Raw genomic sequence first — 20,293 nt, 5'->3', positions numbered from 1 at the left:
TTTTGAATAAATGATCTTAGATACTATTATAAGTCATGACTTATATTGAAAGATACTTAAATGGAGAAACGAAAGAGGTTTATAAAGAAATAACTGACTTAGGGCAAGAAGCATTTTATGCTGATAATTTTACTCAAATAGATTTTGTTTTACAAGAAACGTTCAAGAGAGTAGCTTTCAATTTAAATATTATATACCAAGAGCTAAAGAATATTGGCTACCAATTTACTTCAGATATTAAATATGATTGGCAGCAGCCTTTACTACCGCCTGATCCAAACACAGAAATCTTATTATCAGAATTAAAATCAAAAATCAGGGAGCGTGGGCATATTCCTTTGTCATTAGAATACTTTTACAAAATAGTAGGCTCATGTAATTTTTGCTGGGACTGGGGCGTTAGTCCTGTTATTCTATGGGAAGGGGCTGACCCAATTGATATTCCTCCAATTAAGGATTTACTTGAGATGGTTTATGATGATTATGATTGTGAGGATATTTTAATAAGCGGCGATTATTTACAAAAGGACAATGTTAGTGGGTCTTGTTATAATATAGAACTAACTGCTACTCCCGCTGTTGATAGTTTACTTCACGGCTGGGATATTCCTTTTATTGAATATTTGAGACTTACTTTTAAGAATTGTGGATTTACAATGGCAGATCAATGTAACTATGAAAGTTTGACTTCATTTTGTAATACTGTCAAGCCAAAATTAAAAGAGATATAAGTCTACTTGGTCTGCTTCTTATCTTCGTGCTATGCAGCGCTTTGCCATTTTTCTTTCCAACACATTCAACAAACAAAGTTTTATCCAGCAACTGCTAGATAAAAAAGCAATCGGCATATTTGCTTCTTTCAACAGTTCCGATGCTGTGCTTTTCTCTGCTTACACTGTTCAGCAATATTTATTAGAAGAAGAAATTCATGGTTACAGCGGCATTGAAGCAACGAGGAACCAAACGCTTCGCTCCATGTCGAGTGGCGAACAAAAGAAAGTATTGCTGCAGCATTTGTTATCATTGAAACCGGGGCTGTTAATTCTTGATAATGTATTCGATAATTTAGATACGGCAGCACAGGCAATGTTCAAAGAAGATATTCAACTTGCTGCTGCACACACACAACTTATACAGCTTTCACATCGCAAGCGTGATCTTTTACCTTTTATTGAAAACAGGTTAACAATTCGAGCAGGTGAGTTTGTTCCGCTTGAAAGAAATACAGACGATGAAATTCATGTGGATGATGCGCCCGTGCCATCTGCATTACACAACTATCAGCTTTCAACAACTGAATTGGTTCGCTTTAATGATGTACATGTAAGTTATGATGGAAGACAAGTGTTGCAACAGATAAACTGGACCATTAATGCCGGCGAGTTCTGGCAACTAAAGGGGCCGAACGGTTCCGGCAAAACAACGTTGCTCACGATGATCACCGGTGATAATGTAAAGGGCTACGGACAACAACTCTACCTTTTCGGACGAAAGAAAGGAAGTGGTGAAAGTGTATGGGATATTAAAGATAAGATCGGCTATCTCACTCCGGCTATGACTGATCTTTTCAGCACAAGACATACACTACTGCACATGATCGTATCGGGATTTGTTGATTCTATTGGTCTGTATACAATTCCAAGCGATATGCAACTACGTTCTGCTTACGAATGGCTGCAGCTATTACAATTACAAGATAAAGCAAACATCCCTTTTCCAAAACTTACACAAGGTGAGCAACGCCTGGCACTTGTTGCAAGAGCAATGGTAAAACACCCGCCGTTATTAATTCTCGACGAACCGTTGATGGGGCTTGATGATACAAACACAGAAAAAATTATTCAGCTCATCAATAAACTTGCTGCTGAAACAAGTACCGCTGTATTGTATGTATCACATCAGACAGAAAATGGTTTGCAACCTCAAAAAGTATTTGAGTTGGTGAAGACAGAGAATGGTTCTACTGGTACTATACACGATTAAGTGTGCTACAAGCTATAGCATGTTACTATTTAATTCGCTGGTATATTTCCTCTTCTTTTTCGTAAAAGAAAGAAAGATGCATATTCCTTTGAATAAACGATTTTAATTCTGCAGAGTTACTAAATTGTTCATCGATATTCTCCGTAACTGCATTGAGTGTAATGCGGGAACCATTTGCTGCTACTTCCATTTTATAGAGATAAAAATTTGCACCAGAACCTTGTTCACTCAGTTCAGAAATATTCAGGAATTTAACAGCATCCACTTCTGAAAGGTAAGCTTCATATTCTTCCGGCTTATCATCTGCCTTTGGTTCTTTTTTTGTTTTGCTGATGCTGACGATATAATCAGTTTTCTTTTTGATGGTTATGATCTCATCACTTGAACTTTGTGGTGCCCACTTTCCAAGCAGTTCAGCCGGAAACTTTACTGATGGGTCACTGATTGGCACTTCTGTTTCGTAAGGGCATCCCATTAACAGGAAACAACATGCCGTAATTGCAACCAACTGCACCAACTTATTCATTTGAATTAATTTAAGGTTATTTAAACTGTTCCTACTACACGCTTATAATTTATCTCCAATCATCATAATTGTAGCTAAACGAAAGTAAATCTATTCATCCTCTTTGGCAATACCTTTCAGCAGGTGTAGCTACAAATGAAAAGGCCTTCCGTTTCGCATTACTGCTAACGAAAGGCCGGTACTTACAAACAAACCCGAAGTTTACGAAGCTGCTGCTCCGTTTTGAATTTCTTTTATCTTTTCACGAATCTTCGCTTCAATTTCATTAGCCATACCAGGGTTATCAAGCAGTAGATTTTTTACAGCATCTCTACCCTGTCCCAGCTTATCGCCATTGTAGCTGTACCAGCTACCGCTTTTCTGAATAATAGCAAGATCCACACCCATATCTATGATCTCACCGGTTTTGCTTACACCCTCACCAAAGATGATATCGAACTCAGCTGCTTTAAACGGAGGAGCTACTTTATTCTTTACCACTTTCACTTTTACACGGTTACCAATTGCTTCATCACCATCTTTGATCTGGCTCATACGACGGATATCCAAACGAACCGATGCGTAGAACTTCAAGGCATTACCACCAGTGGTTGTTTCGGGGTTACCGAACATCACACCAATTTTTTCACGCAACTGATTAATGAAGATGCAAATGGTATTTGTTTTATGAATCGTTGCTGTGAGCTTACGCAATGCCTGGCTCATTAAACGTGCCTGCAAGCCCATTTTGCTATCGCCCATTTCACCTTCCAGTTCACTTTTTGGAACTAACGCTGCAACAGAGTCAATAACCACCACGTCCAAAGCTCCGGAGAGAATCAAGCGGTCTGCTATTTCCAATGCCTGTTCGCCATAATCCGGCTGAGAGATCAACAGATTATCTACATCAACACCCAACTTCTGCGCATAGGCACTGTCGAATGCATGCTCCGCATCAATGATGGCGCAAATACCGCCTTTCTTTTGTGCTTCCGCAATAATATGTGTGGCGATGGTTGTTTTACCACTGCTTTCAGGACCGTAGATCTCAATCACTCTTCCTCTTGGTACTCCACCAATACCTAAGGCAGTATCAAGTCCAATTGAGCCGGTTGAAATGGCTTCAATTTCGTTGACACCTTTTTCATTCATCATCATTACACTGCCTTTTCCATAATCCTTGTCAATCTTGTCGATGGTGAGCTTTAACGCTTTGAGCTTCTCGGTATTAACATTGATGCTCTCTTTACTCATTTTTTCCTTTTTTGGTTTCTCCAAAATTAAAGTCTCTTCCATAACGGGTTTGTTTTGTTTGTTCACACTAATTTGTTTAGCAAACGTAAAACTAATTATTTTAGAAGCCAAATATTTTAGCAAAAAGATTTTTTAAATTGATTAGATCATGTCATTTATACAGAATCCAATTTTTAACAGCCTTCATTTGCTTCCTTCAAACTCTTGGCTACCTTTGCCTTTCAAATTTTTGATTATGAAAAAACTTTCTTTTGTATTGATGGCAGCATTCATGAGCGTAGCTGCCCTTGCCCAAAACAGCCCAAAGCCAGCAGAAAAAGGCGTAACCTACGGTGCAGGAACAGAAAATAAAGATGTGGTTACAATTGCCAACATGGAAGAACAGGTGCAAAGCGCCGGTAAATTCAGCGGAAAAATAACCGGTAAAGTAACCGAAGTATGCCAGGAAAAAGGCTGCTGGATGAAAGTGGATAAAGGTAACGGCGAAACCATTATGGTGAAATTTAAAGACTATGCGTTCTTTATGCCAAAGAACCTGGCGGGTCAAACCGTGGTACTTGAAGGTGATGCAACGGTAAAAGAAGTAAGTGTAAAACAACAAAAGCATTATGCTGAAGATGCCGGCAAAAGCAAGGAAGAAATAAACAAGATCAAAGAAGCAAAGAAGGAAGTGCAGTTTGTTGCAAAAGGAGTATTGGTATTATAATTATATGATTAAAGCGATTAAAAGCCCTCTCACATGAGAGGGCTTTTGAGTTTATTATTGTTTAATGAATTGTTGTGATACAGATTGATGACCGATCTGTAGTTGAAGCATGTAAACGCCTTTCGGCAAGTCATTCACAGCGGTTAATTCATGGATCTGTAAGCCACTCCATTTTTGCAAAGCCGAACTGTAATGCGTTTTTCCATCGGCACCAATAATTTTATACTGTACAGTTTTTACTGCATTTAACTTTATTCTCAACCATGCACTTCCTGTTGAAGGGTTGGGCGACACATTGAACGATTCAAGCCCATCTACTTCTATAACCGGTGTTAGGGTGCACCCGTTCTCACAATAACTTTGAACAGCTGATCTGATGGCCGGAAGATCAGCATACAATAATGTTCCGGGGCATTCTGTTGCACAACCCTGCCGGTGGCCCGATATTGTGTTGATGGTTAAATTACTGCTGCTGTGAAAGAGTGTTGCTGACGGATCAATATTGCGTTCACATACTTTCCATGATAACAAACGGACAAGTGCATTCTTTGCTGCCGCAGTTGCAGTTTCCGTTGTATAGGTGCCCAGCATACAAACACCCATTGTGCCACCATTAGTACCACAGAAATGTGCACCCGTGCTATTTTCAGTACTGCTTTTATAACGCCCTTCATAAATAACACCATTCGGATCAATGAGCCAGTTGTACCCAATGTCTGAGTAACCATTTGTACCGGTGTGTGAATTCCAGATGCTCAAAACTGTTGCAGAAAAATCACTTGAAGTATTTGCACCTGCTGAATGATGCACAATAAGATGTGTAACGTTGGTGGTCGATGGATTCCAGGGTGCTTGCGGACAGCCCCAGCCTGCTCTGTTTGCAAACGAAGGCAAAGCACAGTTACAAGTAATTGTTGTGCCCGATGGTGTTGGCTGATCAGGTGTTAATGTAATATCGGCCGGTTCATTTTCGATCTTTTTACCGGGGCTGAAAAAGTTAAGAAAGAGATATTCGATCACATTTCCTTTTTTCTCTTTGTTACTGATCACTTTTAACTGGTAATAACGTTCAACTGCATCAGCATAAATGATCGATGATACTCTTGAGTATTTCGTTTTTTCATAATGCTCATCTTGTTTTACTTCAGTCCATTCCTTCCATTTCGAACCATCGGCTGAAAAGCGGATGTACAACTGTGAGTTATTGGCAGCATCAGCAATTTCGTTCCAGCCACAGGAAAAAGAAAGAAAGGGCGTAACAGAAGAAAGCTCCATTTTTTTTGCTGCAAATAAAATCTCCACAGGTTTTGCCGTTTGCTTTGCTTTATTCTTTTCAAGCGTAAGATTTGTTGTTTGTATGATGGCCAGCTTAGCAGATGACAGCTGCTGAAAGTTGATCTGTTCAACATAGTTTTCACTGTTACGTGTAGTTTGTGCAGCTGTTAACAAGCCGAAACCGCAGAAGGATAATAAAATAACAAGTTTACTCGGTTGCATCTTTAAAAATAAGAAAGGTTTCAATTGCAAAAAAGCAGTCCGCTCATTTGCTTGTTCCCTTTTATTATAAACGGTTTGTAAAATGCAACGTCTTTTCCTATTTTATACTTCTAAAAATAAATTGCTATGCAAAAAACTTACTCTTCACTTATCATCATTGCCTTACTTATGTGGGGCTGCAAGGAGCAGGCAAAAGCTCCCCGGGAAGTAAAACAATATACCATTGAACAGTTCTTTCAAACCGAAGGTATTGGTGGCGGTTCATTCAGTAAAGACGAAAATCGAATCCTCTTCAACAGCAACCGGTCGAAGATCTATAATGTGTATGAACTGAACCTTGCAGACACAACTGTTAAACCGCTGACTTCTTCAGGTAAAGAATCCTTTTTTGCCGTTGACTATCTACCAGGCACTGATGATTTTCTGTATAGTGCCGATAAAGGTGGAAACGAAAATGATCACATCTATTTGCAACGACGCAATGGTTCAGTAACCGATCTTACACCAGGCGAAAAAGAAAAAGCAAATTTTTATGGCTGGACAAAAGACAAACGTTCTTTCTACTATGGCAGCAATAACCGTAACCCGCAATTCTTTGATGTATATAAAATGGATAGTACTGACTGGAAACCAAAAATGTTGTATAAAAATGATAGTGGTCTTGATGTTGGTGGCATTTCCTTTAATGAACGCTGGCTGGTGTTAACAAAGTCTGTTACTAGTGATAAAAATGAAATGTATCTCTTCGATGCACAATCAAAACAAACAAAAAAACTTTCGACAGACAGTTTAGGCGATGCTACCTATTATCCAACCGGTTTTGAAACAACTGATACACATCTTTACTATATCACAAATGAAGGAAAAGATTTTACCTACGTTGTAAAATACAATCTTGAAACAGGTGCCAAAGAAAATTTCTTTAATACCAACTGGGATGTAAACTATATGTCAATCAGTGAAAAGGGGAAATACCACGTAATTGGTATAAATGAAGATGCAAGAGATAAGGTAATGCTGTTCGATCATGCAAGCGGTAAAGAATTAGAAATGCCGAAAATAGAAGGTGGCTACATTGCAGGTGTTACTATTTCTCCAAGTGAAACAAAAATGATACTCACTGTTGTGAGCGATAGAAGCAGCGCCAACAAATACCTCTACAACATCGAAACAAAAGAATTAAAGCAATTAACTAAAACATTAAATCCTGAAGTTGCAAGTGAAGATCTGGTTGATGCTGAGATCGTTCGTTTTAAATCATTCGATGGACAGGAAATTCCTGCTGTATATTATAAACCACACAATGCATCTTCAAGCAACAAAGTTCCGGCATTGGTATGGGTACATGGTGGTCCCGGTGGACAAAGCCGTGCTGGCTACTCAACCAGCATCCAGTATTTTGTAAATCATGGTTACGCAGTGCTTGCAGTGAACAACAGGGGCAGCAGTGGTTATGGTAAAGCATTTTATAAAATGGATAACAAAAACCACGGCGATAAAGATTTGAAAGATTGTGTATGGGGTAAAAAATGGTTAGCTGAGCAAGAGTATATAGACAGCAGTAAAATTGGAATTTATGGTGGCAGCTACGGGGGTTTTATGAGTCTCGCAGGTATTATTCAATACCCGAAAGAATTTGCTGTGGGTGTTGACCTGTTTGGCGTTACTAACTGGATACGTACGTTAAGAAGTATCCCTCCTTATTGGGAAAGTTTTAAAGTTGCATTATACGATGAAATGGGTGATCCTTCGTCTGCAGATTCGGTGCGTTTAAAGAACATCTCACCGCTGTTTAATACAGATAAGATCAAAACACCTTTACTTGTTTTGCAGGGAAGTAACGACCCACGTGTGTTACAGGTTGAAAGCGATGAAATAGTTGCAGGTGCTAAAAAGAACGGTACACCTGTTGAGTATGTATTGTTCCCCGATGAAGGACATGGCTTTGTGAAAAAAGAAAACCAGATAAAAGCAGCAGCAGAAACTCTGAAGTTTCTAAATAAATATTTGAAGAAAGAAGAACCGAAAGGAAACCTGAATTAAACGAATAAGCCGGGTAAATGATTGTTTACCCGGCTTATTAATACTTGAACACCTCTTTGATCTTATTCATAAACTCTTCTTTTTTTCGGCGGCTCACTTCCACTTCCATTCCGTTATCCATTACCACCAGGCCACCTTCGCCACGCTGATATTCCACCACATGTTCGAGGTTAATCATAAATGTTTTATGTATTCTGAAGAAAGAAGTATTCTGCAGAATTTTTTCATACTCCAGTAATGTGCGTGATACGGTGATATTTTTTTTATTCAGCAAATGAAAGATGGTATAATTTTTTTCAGCTTCGCACACCACAATTTCTTCCAGCTTTAATACAGAAAAACCTTTGAAGGTGGACACAACAAGTTTCATTTCCTGCTGGCGGTTATTTTTTTGCAGGTTGTGCAGCAGCACATCAATATTAGCCGGTTCGTCTTTTTGCTCAACACGATCTTTTACCCGGTTCACTGCTTCAATTAAACGGTCTTCATCAACAGGCTTCAATAAATAATCTGCAGCACTGAACTGCAACGCCTGCAACATGTATTCATTATGCGCCGTTACAAAAATGATCTCAAACTTCCGTTCCTGCATATCTCCCAGCATTTCAATACCACTTTTTCCGGGCATTTGAATATCTAAAAACACAACATCAGGTTGCAAAGACTGTATCTGTTGTGTAGCTGTTTCTGCATTGTTGCAAGTGGCAATAATCTCCACTTCGGGACAATTTACCCGCAGCATTTTGCTTAAGGTAGCAATACCATCTGCTTCATCATCTACTATTATTACTCGTAACTGTTTCATACAAGGTCTCTGTTTTTAAATTTTAATACAGCCAATGTGCCGCTTAATGCTGCATCTGTTTCACTTAAATCGGTAATGGTTAAACTACAGTCCATATCAAATTTTTCATTCATGATGGCAATGCGGTTACGCAGGTTATCAAGTCCAACCGATTTATGTGTTGCATGTTGAAGATTCTTATTGGCCTCAGATCGGCGGATACCAATACCGTTATCTTCAATGGAACAAATAATATATGACCCATTAGCAGAAAACCGAACGGTAATTTTCTTCTTCCCTTCTTTAAGAAGCAAGCCATGCCACACAGCATTCTCTACCAATGGTTGAATCATGAGTGATGGAACAACGATTTCTTCGTCATCAATAGCAGCGTCAACTTTTACAGTAGCGCTGAATGAATCTTTAAACCGTAATTGCTCCATTTCAAGATATGCATGGAGGTACTCCACATTTTCACGCAGGGTTACAAATGTTTCACGGGAGTGATTCAATGTTAAACGGATAAGTTGTGCAAACTTGCTGAGATAACGGGATGCTTTCTCTTTTTCATCATCCAATATCAAACGTTTAATACTGTTGAGTGCATTAAACACAAAATGCGGGTTCATCTGCGCCTGCAACGCTGAGAGTTGTGCTTCTGCCAAATGCTCATTGATCGTAGCAAGTTCTTCTTTCTTCACATTCAGCACCTGCTCACTCTCTACCTGTTTTATTTTGTTACCTGTAAGAGTAGCGATGGTTGTCATTATTTGAAGATCACGTTCTTTAAAATGATTCAGTTCACTGTTTTCTGAATCAATAATACCCATCAATTCACCCTCATGAATAATGGGTACACAAATTTCACTGAGGCGCTGCATATCATCTACCCTGTAACGTTTGTCGGTTCTTGTATCTGCAATGATCACCGGCTCTTTTGTTTGCATCACATAACCAACTACACCCTGACCCATTTCCACTTCAAACAAATGTTCAGCAAGTTTCTCCGGTGAATTTTTATTTCCATAACCGGCACGTTGTTGCATTTTTGTTTTGTCTTTATTCCACAAATAGATCATACAGTCTTCGCAACCCATTCGACCGATCAGGTTCTTTGCAACATCCCACAACACATCATCTGTAGTCTTCTTATCAGTAAGTGACAAGGAGAAATAATTACTGATCTGCTCCAGCTCAAACTGTGTTTTATATTTTTCAGCACGGAGTTCCTGCATACGTGCTTTTTCACTTTCAACTTTGCGGATATAAAAAATTCTCCATCGATAAAACAGGTAACCAATGATCAAGATCAACGCACTCAGGATGGAAATGAACCAAATTGTTTTCCAGAAAGGAGGTTTTACAATTAAATTAAACTGCTTTACCTGCACCGGCCAGCGTTCATTTTTTGCTGTCATTTTTATTTCAAACTTATAAGTACCTAGAGGCAGATTATTAAAATTGATCTCTGAGCCTGTGATCATTTTCCAGCTGCTGTCGTGTGAGTTTAATATCCTGTAACTAAGCAAATAACTACTAAACCGCCTATAAAAGTAGACACTTCCGATTTTAATGGTAAAGTCGTTGTGATTGTAATCTGTTATAAACGACGAGCCCGGTAGATAAACGCTAGAATCACTATTAAACCGGATGCTTTCAATAAATAATTGCGGTGGTGCGGTTGTATACAACAAACTATCAGCACAAAATTTTACAATAGCAGTACCAAAACCCGAATAGAGATAGTTGGCCTCCTTATCATAATAGAAGTTTACGGATGTAACAGATTGTAAAGGAAAACCATCATCTTTATCAAAGGAGGATATCTGTTTTGTGCTGAGATCAAGACCTGCAATGCCTGTTTCAGAACCCATCCACAACATATTATTTGAAATACCTGTTGTAAAAATATTATTGGAAGGAAGTTTGTTTTCTGTGCTGTAATGTTCAAATTTCTTTTCGCCAATTGAATAACTCACCAGCCCGTTACTGATATTACCAAACCATAATCTATTCTTATCGTCACAATACAAACCCAATACTGTTTTGCGTGGAAAAAGGATTTCGGGGAACGTATCTATAAAAAAATCGGGTCGATGCGTTAGCCGGTTAATGCGACAAAGTCCTTGCCCTGCAAACCATATATGACCAGATGTGTCTTCTGTAATCATATTTGTTATCAGGAGCTTTGTCATATAGGGATGAGCCATTTCTTTGAGATAAAACTTCTTTTCCCGGCTGTTATAATAATAAACTCTGTTGTCGTTACTTGTAATCCAGATGTTACCGGCACGGTCTTTAAATTGTGAGGAAACCCAATTGGAATTTGTCCATTTCTCTAAGTTGCAAGCTCCTGTTTCATACGTTTTCATATTGAACCAACACAAAGGGCCGTTTGTGCCAATAAATAATGTATCACCACCCGGATGCGTTACATTAATAATATCATCCGAAATAATTCCGTGTTTCTTAAAACTTAGTTTACGTATAAAATTGAGCGTATTTTTTTCAAATACCAGCAATCCGCCATCTCTCCTGCATCCGATAAAAATTTTATCGCCGGTAACAAATACATAACTTATTGTAGCGGCGGGTGTCTGCTGTAAAATTTCCTTTGGCAGCAGTTTCCATGTTACAGAGTTGCTGATCATATTTTGCTTCAACAACCCTGAGCTTGTGGTAACCCACAATCTTCCTTCTTTATCTTTTAAAAAACCGGCGCAGAAATAATCGGTTAGATATTTTTCAGGATATACTGTTAGCTTTCCCGTTTTTGGCTGATGAACTATTTTATAAAAACCGTTTGTACGGGAACTAACAAAATAGGTAGAATCGTTGTAACGGAAAAGACTTGTGCGCCAGTTAAAATCCATGTTAATGTTTCTGTCTGGTGCTTTTGAAATAATTCCAATTTTGGAAGAAGTGTTGATGTAAATAACAGTGTCTGACTGCGTTTTAAAAATGAAAAACCCCTCTTTATCTGTTTGCCTTATGCTTGCAACGTCACGTGTCATATGGGCCACAAAAGGCACACCATGATCATTTTGCTGCTGTACCTTTTGCATTTGCTTCTTACTGATATTGTATAGAAAAATGCCTTCGCTTGTTGACAGCAACAACTCATTTTTTGAGTAGTAGAGCAACAGATGACCAAAAATAAAATACTGTAATTGGTCTTGCTCTGTTGCATAATTATCGAAACGAAAAACGAGTTTATCAGTATTATCAAAATGATAAAACCCCGAACGGGTAAGTACAAAAATTTGTTTGCTGTCATCAGCCGTAACATCAAATACATCGTTGTATTTGAATGCATATTCTTTAAACTTTGTTGGAATAAATAAATTTCTTGCCTGCCTGTTACGGGTATCTATTATATGCAGACCCGTGTTTGTTGCAACAGCCAATTTCCCGGGTTCTAACCATTTCAGCAAGCGGATATTTTCATCCGGGATGGCCTGTTTCTCAGTTCCCGAATGATATTGAACAAACTGGTTGCCGTCAAAACGGTTCAGTCCGTTTGCACTACCGATCCATAAATAACCCTGTTCATCTTGTACAACACTTGAAAGCTGGTTGCTGCTGAGGCCATTTTCAATTGAATAAAGAGTAAAATCAGAAGAATGGTATTGTGCTGATGTAAACGAGTACAGCAGTATGAAGAAGAGCAAGAGGAAATATCGTACTGTCAGGTAGAGCCATTGCATCTTCTAAGTTAAATCCATATTCTGAAAATTGAAAGTGGTGAAGAGCAGTGAATTATACTTGCCGCCGTTTGTTCAGCAGGTACCGTCGTTCGTATTACTATCCAATCCGTTGGTTCAAACAATACAGTAAAATAAATTCAGCCATTCAAATTCCGCAACAAAACCGGCTTTCAACTGACGAAAACCTTTCATACAGTAGCTGCCGCTGTTCGATTGCTTTTACAACGCCGTTTGTTCATTGGTACTCTGCAACGCTTCTATACTGATTTATGTTTGTTCCCGATTTAGAAATTACGTGTTGCAATAAAGCAGCATTAACCATTAAACCTCAATAATGAAAAAGAAAAAACACACAACAGCATGGTTGTTGCCCTTGCTGTTAATCATCACCTTGCCGGCTTGTGAAAAAAATGAGCCGTTCAACATCACTACACCCGCTTATCAAATTAAAGCAAGTGAAAAGCTATCCATCCCTGCCGAAATAGAGTTACCGATTAATACGCCTTATGGAAATACGAGGGTTGCAACTTTTTACGCAACCGGTGTGCAGAAATACAAAGCCCAGCACAAAGCAGGTACCGAACCTGCTGTTTATGAATGGGTATTTATTGCACCCAAAGCTAACCTGTATGATGTAACCAATAAAAAAGTTGGTACACATGGTGCAGGGCCATACTGGGCAATCACTGCAGCTGATTCTATTTTTGCGCAACAGTTTACGCCGGCAAAAACAGCAACACCCGATCCCAACAGTATATCATGGCTGTTACTGATGCCGAAGACAGGCACAACACCCACCGGTATTTTCAGCAATGTTGATTACATACAACGGATTGCTACCAAAGGCGGGAAAGCACCTGCAACTGCACCGCAAAGCTTATCTGATACAGCTTATGTTTACTACACTGCTATCTATCGCTTCAGCAAGAAAAATTAATCATTACATATTTATCATTAAACCTTACAACAATGAGTACAAAAACAACACAAGGACAACTCTGGAGTGTAGCTCCTCAGAAATGGTCGCAACATTTTGAACCATGGTTTCTGCCCATGTACAAAACAGCACTCCGTCAATTACAATTAAATGAAGACCATTTACTGCTTGATGCAGGATGCGGTTCCGGTATGTTTACTGCAATGGCCGCAAAAGAAGGCGCAGAAGTGATTGGCATTGATGCAGCACCTGGTTTACTGGAAGTAGCAAGACAACGTAACCCAAAGAGCAATTTTCTGGAAGAAGATCTGGAAGCACTTCCTTTTGAAGATAATAGTTTTGATGTAGTAGCAGCTTTCAACTCTCTGCAGTATGCCGGTAGTTTTGAAAGAGCATTAGCAGAAGCAACACGTGTATTAAAGCCCGGCGGAAGAATGGTGATCGGCATATGGGATCAACCGCAGTACAGCGAAGCAACAGAAGTATTGAAAGCTATTGGTTCATTATTACCTCCGCCTCCTCCAGGTAAACCCGGTCCTTTTGCACTTTCAGAAGATGGAAGAATTGAAGAAGCATTCATCAATGCAGATCTGAAACCCTTGTATAAATCAAGTATTCCTTGTCCGTTCATGTTCAGCAATCTGCGCCATGCGGCACAAGCCTTCATGGGTACCGGACCCGCAGCAATAGCATTGAACAGCCACAGCAAAACAACAGTTGAAGAAACGATTGAACAGGCATTCAAACCTTTTCATATCACGGATGATTTCTTTTTCCTTCAAAACAAATTCCTCTTATTCATCGCAGAGAAATAAATACTCGCTAACCTTAAAAAACAAATATGAAAAAAACAATTCTCACAGGTATACTTTTCTACACTTCTATTTTGAGTGTGTTGCTGGTTGCCTGCCAAAAAGAAGAACACCCGCAAAAGCAAAACGAATATGATGCATCCGTTGCTGCATCATGGATGAATCTGTATTTGCGTTTAACCAAAGTAACACCCGGATTTAATTCGGTAGTAGCAACCCGTGCTTATGCATACGCAGGTTTAACATTGTATGAATCATTAGCGCCAGGAAGTAAAGATTTGCAATCGATCATGCCGCAGTTGAACGATGCTCCATTGATCCCTGCTGTACAAAATGAAAAGAAGTATTACTGGCCGGCCAGTGCCAATGCAGCCTTGGCAAGCGTTACCAAAAAATTATTCGGCAATGCATCAGCAGCTATGGTAACTGCAATTGATTCGCTTGAAAATGATTGGAACAACCGTTTTCAAAACAAAGCATCAGCAGAAGAAATACAACTTGCAACAGCGTTTGGCAAACAGGTGGCAACGATTATTTTCGATTGGTCGAAAACAGATGGTGGACATGAAGCTTATAACAATACAACTTCCGCTACCTATGTTCCTCCAACAGGTGCAGGGATGTGGGTACCAACACCTCCGGCATTTGGCAAACCATTGCATCCGTACTGGGGCAATAACAGAAGTTTTATCAAAAACATTGTCACAGAAACACAACCTGCAGCCCCAATAGCATTTTCAACACAGCAAGGTAGTGCGTTCTATAATGAAGTAAAGTATTTGTTCGATCGTTCCAAACAGTTATCCGGCAACGATTCCATTACTGTAAAGTTTTGGGGTGATATCACTGGCAATTACAATGCACCGGCACATGCGGCCAATATTGTAACGCAATTGATACAACGTAAAAACTTATCGCTGTATGATGCAGCCATTCTTTATTGCAAACACGGCATTGCTTACAGTGATGCATTGATTTCATCGTTCAAAGCGAAGTACCAGTATAATCTTTTACGTCCGGTTTCTTATATCCGTGAAGTGTTTGAAGAAACTGGTTGGAACCCGGTTATTCCAACACCTCCACATCCGGAGTATGCATCGAATCATGCAGTTATTTCTTCTGCTGCTGCGCAAGTGCTGGCTGCAAGGTTTGGAACGAATACCATGTTTACCGACAGCACCTATACTGCTGAGTATGGAGTACGTATTTATCCATCGTTTCAGAAGTATGCCGAAGAGGCAGCAATGTCAAGAGTACTCGGCGGTATTCACTATCATTTCACAGCCTTATCAGGTTTGGAGCAGGGAAAAAAAGTGGGCAACCGGGTAAATCAACTTGTTTTTTTAAAATAAAGTGCATGCTAACCATGAAAACGTTTTTTGATTAATGATCCTTTTGCTAACACATGAAAGAACTTAAAATCGGGCACTGGTTTTTTTATGCAGGGGCAGCGTTGATTTTTGCTGCCCCTTTTTAAAGACACATTGCTAACAAAATAAAAAACACTAAAAAATTAAAACTTATTATCATGAAAAAAATTATTGTAACAATTTCAGCAGTTCTGCTTCTTGTTGCTGTTTATGCAACAGATAAAGTTGAAAAGAATATTGAACGTTCCTTTCAATTAGAGTTTCCGGGAGCAACACATGTTTCCTGGATAAAAATTGACAACAGTGATCTATATGCTGTGCGTTTTGTATATGGCCATGAAGCAATGATGGCTTATTTTAACACCGAGGGAAATTACCTGGCAATTGTGAAAAGCATTCTGGAAGAAAACTTGCCTTTGCAGGTTAAGCGCACATTTTCCAAGGTAAACGCTTCTGGTGTACTTGCAACCATAGAACAAATACAAATGATGGGCGAAACAAGCTACTTATTTGTATTCAAAGAAAGTGGACGGAAGAAAGTCTACCAAATCAGTGAGGATGGTCGAATTAAACTGGCAAAGATCACAGATATACTTAATAGCAAACGATAACTCTTAGCTTATCCGCTTTATTTACAATAACGGAAGCTCTATAAAACACGAAAGCCCCCGGCAACCGCAGGAGGCTTTCTTATTTATACTTTAATCGATTATTGTGCCTTCGCTTTATTCATCTCAAGTAACACAGTAATATCAACATCCTTACCTACCACCAGGCCACCTGCTTCTGTTGCACGGTCCCATTTCAGGTTATAATCAAAACGGTTGATAGTTGTTGTTGCTTTAAAACCCGCTTTATCGCCACGTGTGCTGGTAGCAATACCACCAAACTTCACAGCAAATTTTACTGGCTTTGTTACGTCACGGATGGTAAGGTTTCCAACCAGCTCATATTTATTATCGCCAAGTGGCTTAAATGACGTACCAACAAACGTTGCTGTTGGATATTTTTCTGCATTGAAAAAATCATCACTCTTCAAATGTTTGTCACGGTTTTCGTTCTCTGTGTTGATCGAATTCATATCAACCGAAAAATTGATCTTCGCATCACTCATGTCGGCTTTTGTATGTTCAACCGTACCGTCGAAGATTTTAAAAGATCCTTCTGTTTCAGAAACCACCATATGTGTTACAGTGAACTTCAGGTTTGAGTGTGATCTGTCCAGCGTCCATTTTGTAGGTGTTTGCACATTCGCTGAAGAAGAGGGTTGAATGTTGTTTGTGTTTTCTTTCGGAAGAAAAGCCGCCATTACTACCAAAGAACCAATGGCAACTGCCGATACAAAGAAATGTTTCATACTGTGTTTGTGTTTAGGAATTTTAGTGTTTGAACATCAAAAGTAAAGTTTTAATCCTTGTTGTCCTGTTAAAAACTGATTAATTCAATTTCAACCAAACAAAACAATGATAATGAGCTTAGTCGCTAAAACCGTTCCATTCTTGTGCCGTTTATCAAAAACATTTGGAAGGGCGCTTTTGTTTTCTCAATTTCAGTTTTCCTAAAACAAGCTTGTATGAGAATAATCGCTCTGGCCGTTTCGGCCTTGTTGTGTCTTTCTGCCACAGCACAAATTAAAAATGAACAGTTTAAGAACCTGAAACCCCGTAACATCGGGCCTGCTGGCATGAGCGGTCGTGTTACGGCCATTGATGCCTTGCACACAAACCCCGAAACAATTTTTGTGGGTGGTGCCAGTGCCGGAGTTTGGAAAACAGACAATGGCGGCGCCACATGGGCTCCGTTGTTTGATGAACAACCTTTGCTGAACATTGGTGCGCTGAAGGTGCAGCAAAGCAATCCTTCGGTTATCTGGGTTGGTACCGGCGAGGGTAACCCCCGCAACTCACTCAATCTGGGCGATGGTATCTTCAAAACATTGGATGGTGGTAAAACATGGAAACGCATGGGTCTGGAAAAGACAAAAAACATTCATCGTATCCTGATCGATCCAACAAATCCCAACACGGTTTATGCAGCAGCTATCGGGAATCCTTATGGTATCCATAGCGAACGTGGTGTGTACAAAACAACCAACGGCGGCGAAACATGGGAACGTATTCTTTACACGAATGATACGAGTGGTTGTGCTGAGCTCATCATGGATCCATCAAACCCAAATAAATTAATTGCCAATATGTGGCAGCACCAACGTAAACCCTGGAACTTTAACAGCGGTGGTCCCGGTGGTGGTATTTATATTACGGTTGATGGTGGTAAGAACTGGAAAAAATTAGGAAAGAATGAAGGCTTGCCGGCTGATCCGATCGGTCGTTGTGGTTTAGCTTTTGCACCCGGTCGTCCAAATTTTGTATATGCAAAAGTAGAAGCAACAAAAAATGGTTTTTATAAAAGTGATGACGGGGGTTTTAGCTGGAAGCTGGTCAACAGCGATCCTGCACAAGTAACGGATCGTCCGTTTTACTACAATGAAATTTATGTTGATCCGAAAAATGAAAACCGCATTTACGATATCCACTCTACAGTAACGATCAGTGAAGATGGCGGTAAAAGTTTCACCACATTAATTCCTTACAATGGTATTCACCCCGATCACCATGCATGGTGGATTCATCCAACAAACGAAAACCTGATCATTGAAGGAAATGATGGTGGTATCGGCATCAGTAAAGACCGTGGTAAAACATGGCGTTTCGATGAGCAATTACCATTCGGACAGTTCTATCATATTAATGTTGATAATGAAATTCCTTACAATGTAATGGGAGGCTTACAAGATAACGGCAGCTGGCGTGGACCTGCTTACACATGGATCGATGGTGGTATCCGTAACTACTATTGGGAAAGCTTGTGGGGTGGAGATGGTTTTGATGTAGTGCCCGATCCTACCGACAGCAAATGGGTTTATGCAATGAGCCAAGGTGGTTCTGTTGGTCGTTATAATGTAACAACAGGTGCAACAGAATCTATTCGTCCGCCTGCTCCTGCTGCACGCACAAAAATGCGTTTCAACTGGAACAGTGCAATTGCTCTTGATCCGTTTGATAACAATACAGTTTACTTCGGCAGTCAGTTCTTAAATAAGAGTACTGATAAAGGAACAACCTGGAGTATCATCTCTCCTGATCTTACGACCAACAATGCTGAACAGCAAAAAGAAGAAACAGGTGGTTTAACATTAGATATAACAGGTGCAGAAAATTTCACAACCATTATGGCCATTGCACCATCATCCAAAAACAGGAATGTGATCTGGGTGGGTACCGATGATGGCAATGTGCAATTAACGCAAGACGGCGGTAAAACATGGACCAACTTCCGTGGCAAGATCAAAGGCATGAATACAGGCGCATGGATCACGCAAGTTCACGCAAGCAAGTATAACGAAGGCGAAGCATTTGTTGTGAGTAATGATTACCGTCGTGGAGATTTTGCCATTACCATTTTCCGCACAACTGATTTTGGTAAAACATGGGATAATATTTTAGCCAACAAAGGAATCAAAGGCTATGCACTTTGCATGATACAAGATCCTGCAGAACCTAATTTGATCTTTGTTGGAACTGAACATGGATTATGGGTGAGCTATAATAATGCGAAAACATTTGAACAATGGACCAATGGTTATCCAAGTGTATCAACTTACGATCTTGCAATACAGGAACGTGAAGCTGATCTGGTGATCGCAACATTTGGTCGTGCTGTTTGGGTGTTAGATGATATTCGTCCATTGCGTGCTGCGGCTAAAGCGAGTGGTGCTTCTCAAACGACGAAAGTAAAAGTGTTTGAAGCGCCCACTGCTTATCAGGCAAGTTTCCGTAATGCACCCGGTTATGAGTGGAGCACATGGGGTTTGTATGAAGGTGAAAACAGGCGCCGAGGTGCAATGGTTTCATTTTTTGTAAATCATGCAGCAGATACAAGCAAAGCAAAAGTGGATAGCGCAATGGTGAAAATTTTTGATGATGCCGGTAAACAACTACGAACATTAAAAGTAAAAGCCGACAGTGGCTTCAACCGTTTCTATTGGAACTTCGATACAAAAGGAAGTCGTTTCCCCGGAAGCCCAAGACCACGACCAAATGCAAATGAACAAGGCGGTGGTTGGCCGGTGTTTCCAGGCACTTACAAAATGGTTGTAACACTGGGCAAAGCAAGTGACTCAACGATGATCGTTGTAAAAGATGACCCACGCATTCCTACTCCACGTGCTACATATGATGCAAAGAAAAAAATGTTCGATCGCCTGCAACTGAGTGCTGATAAATTAACAGCTGCAGTTGACAAGATCGTTGATGCAGAGGAAACGCTTACAAAAATAGAAAGTCAGTTACGTGGTGCTGAAGGAAAAGATGTTGACAGTCTGCGCAAAGAAGCGGTGAAAATGCGTGATGAGATCAAGAAGATACGTGAAACTATTTTCGGACGCAGTGCAACAGATCGCCAGGGAATCACACGTTTTGCTGATATCACTACACAAAGCATCTTAGGCGTAGCACGCCAGGAGATAGCAGGAAAAATTGCAGCACCTACTGCACAAACAGAACGTTTGGTGGCTGATGCTGAAACAGCAGTAACTGAAAGTGTAACGAAGATCAATGAGTTTATAAGTGGCAAGTGGGCAGCCTTCCGCAAGCTTGCAGAAAGTACACCAGTGAAGTTATTTAAAGATTAAGC

The 20,293-nt window shown here is 39.9% G+C and carries 15 protein-coding genes; 9 read left to right on the top strand and 6 right to left on the bottom strand.

What is annotated here, in order from left to right; all coding sequences use genetic code 11:
- Positions 1–35: 35 nt before the first annotated feature.
- Both VK159_RS16645 and VK159_RS16640 read left to right on the top strand, forming a co-directional pair.
- A complete protein-coding gene (locus VK159_RS16645) occupies positions 36–731 on the top strand; it encodes a hypothetical protein (RefSeq protein WP_324231293.1) in 696 nt (231 codons plus the stop codon).
- Between the two features lie 31 nt (positions 732–762).
- Entirely contained in the window at positions 763–1,983 is a 1,221-nt protein-coding gene (locus VK159_RS16640) for an ATP-binding cassette domain-containing protein (protein WP_324231292.1), read from the top strand.
- Positions 1,984–2,008: 25 nt separating this feature from the next.
- Here VK159_RS16640 and VK159_RS16635 read toward each other — a convergent pair whose 3' ends face one another.
- Together VK159_RS16635 and recA are read right to left on the bottom strand one after the other, a co-directional pair.
- The gene (locus VK159_RS16635) at positions 2,009–2,509 is read right to left on the bottom strand and encodes a hypothetical protein (protein ID WP_324231291.1); all 501 of its coding nucleotides are present in this window, start codon (positions 2,507–2,509) and stop codon (positions 2,009–2,011) included.
- 201 nt (positions 2,510–2,710) lie between these two features.
- On the bottom strand, positions 2,711–3,742 hold the full coding sequence (recA, locus tag VK159_RS16630; RefSeq protein WP_324231363.1) for a recombinase RecA: 1,032 nt from the start codon (positions 3,740–3,742) through the stop codon (positions 2,711–2,713).
- 235 nt (positions 3,743–3,977) lie between these two features.
- On the opposite strand from recA, the gene VK159_RS16625 reads away from it, so the two are divergent.
- Complete coding sequence (locus VK159_RS16625) at positions 3,978–4,448, top strand: DUF4920 domain-containing protein (protein WP_324231290.1); 471 nt, start codon at positions 3,978–3,980, stop codon at positions 4,446–4,448.
- 54 nt (positions 4,449–4,502) lie between these two features.
- Here the strand turns inward: VK159_RS16625 and VK159_RS16620 are convergent, their stop codons facing one another.
- Positions 4,503–5,945: an N-acetylmuramoyl-L-alanine amidase gene (locus VK159_RS16620; RefSeq protein ID WP_324231289.1), complete on the bottom strand. Its 1,443-nt coding sequence runs from the start codon at positions 5,943–5,945 to the stop codon at positions 4,503–4,505.
- Positions 5,946–6,071: 126 nt separating this feature from the next.
- Here VK159_RS16620 and VK159_RS16615 point away from each other — a divergent pair, with 126 nt between their 5' ends.
- Positions 6,072–7,988, top strand: coding sequence for a S9 family peptidase (locus VK159_RS16615; RefSeq protein WP_324231288.1), 1,917 nt, complete (start codon positions 6,072–6,074; stop codon positions 7,986–7,988).
- A gap of 37 nt (positions 7,989–8,025) precedes the next feature.
- Here the strand turns inward: VK159_RS16615 and VK159_RS16610 are convergent, their stop codons facing one another.
- Complete coding sequence (locus VK159_RS16610) at positions 8,026–8,793, bottom strand: LytR/AlgR family response regulator transcription factor (RefSeq protein ID WP_324231287.1); 768 nt, start codon at positions 8,791–8,793, stop codon at positions 8,026–8,028.
- Positions 8,790–12,479, bottom strand: a complete 3,690-nt coding sequence (locus VK159_RS16605) for a sensor histidine kinase (protein ID WP_324231286.1) — start codon at positions 12,477–12,479, stop codon at positions 8,790–8,792. The genes VK159_RS16610 and VK159_RS16605 overlap by 4 nt, the downstream gene beginning before the upstream one ends.
- Before the next feature lie 334 nt (positions 12,480–12,813).
- On the opposite strand from VK159_RS16605, the gene VK159_RS16600 reads away from it, so the two are divergent.
- The 4 genes from VK159_RS16600 (at position 12,814) to VK159_RS16585 (ending at position 16,209) form a co-directional block, all read left to right on the top strand.
- Positions 12,814–13,416 carry a DUF3455 domain-containing protein gene (locus VK159_RS16600; RefSeq protein WP_324231285.1) on the top strand — a complete coding sequence of 201 codons (603 nt, stop codon included), beginning with the start codon at positions 12,814–12,816 and terminating at the stop codon, positions 13,414–13,416.
- Positions 13,417–13,448: 32 nt separating this feature from the next.
- Entirely contained in the window at positions 13,449–14,231 is a 783-nt protein-coding gene (locus tag VK159_RS16595) for a class I SAM-dependent methyltransferase (RefSeq protein ID WP_324231284.1), read from the top strand.
- A 26-nt stretch (positions 14,232–14,257) separates the two neighbouring features.
- On the top strand, positions 14,258–15,580 hold the full coding sequence (locus VK159_RS16590) for a vanadium-dependent haloperoxidase (RefSeq protein ID WP_324231283.1): 1,323 nt from the start codon (positions 14,258–14,260) through the stop codon (positions 15,578–15,580).
- A gap of 176 nt (positions 15,581–15,756) precedes the next feature.
- A complete protein-coding gene (locus VK159_RS16585; RefSeq protein ID WP_324231282.1) occupies positions 15,757–16,209 on the top strand; it encodes a hypothetical protein in 453 nt (150 codons plus the stop codon).
- A 98-nt stretch (positions 16,210–16,307) separates the two neighbouring features.
- Here VK159_RS16585 and VK159_RS16580 read toward each other — a convergent pair whose 3' ends face one another.
- A complete protein-coding gene (locus VK159_RS16580) occupies positions 16,308–16,955 on the bottom strand; it encodes a YceI family protein (RefSeq protein ID WP_324231281.1) in 648 nt (215 codons plus the stop codon).
- A 216-nt stretch (positions 16,956–17,171) separates the two neighbouring features.
- On the opposite strand from VK159_RS16580, the gene VK159_RS16575 reads away from it, so the two are divergent.
- On the top strand, positions 17,172–20,291 hold the full coding sequence (locus tag VK159_RS16575; RefSeq protein ID WP_324231280.1) for a WD40/YVTN/BNR-like repeat-containing protein: 3,120 nt from the start codon (positions 17,172–17,174) through the stop codon (positions 20,289–20,291).
- Positions 20,292–20,293: the final 2 nt, after the last annotated feature.

The organism is Lacibacter sp., assembly GCF_035299325.1.
In the GTDB taxonomy this organism is placed as follows: Bacteria; Bacteroidota; Bacteroidia; order Chitinophagales; family Chitinophagaceae; genus Lacibacter.
Note: the sequence above shows the minus strand (reverse complement) of the source record. Positions and strands in the feature narration are given on the sequence as shown.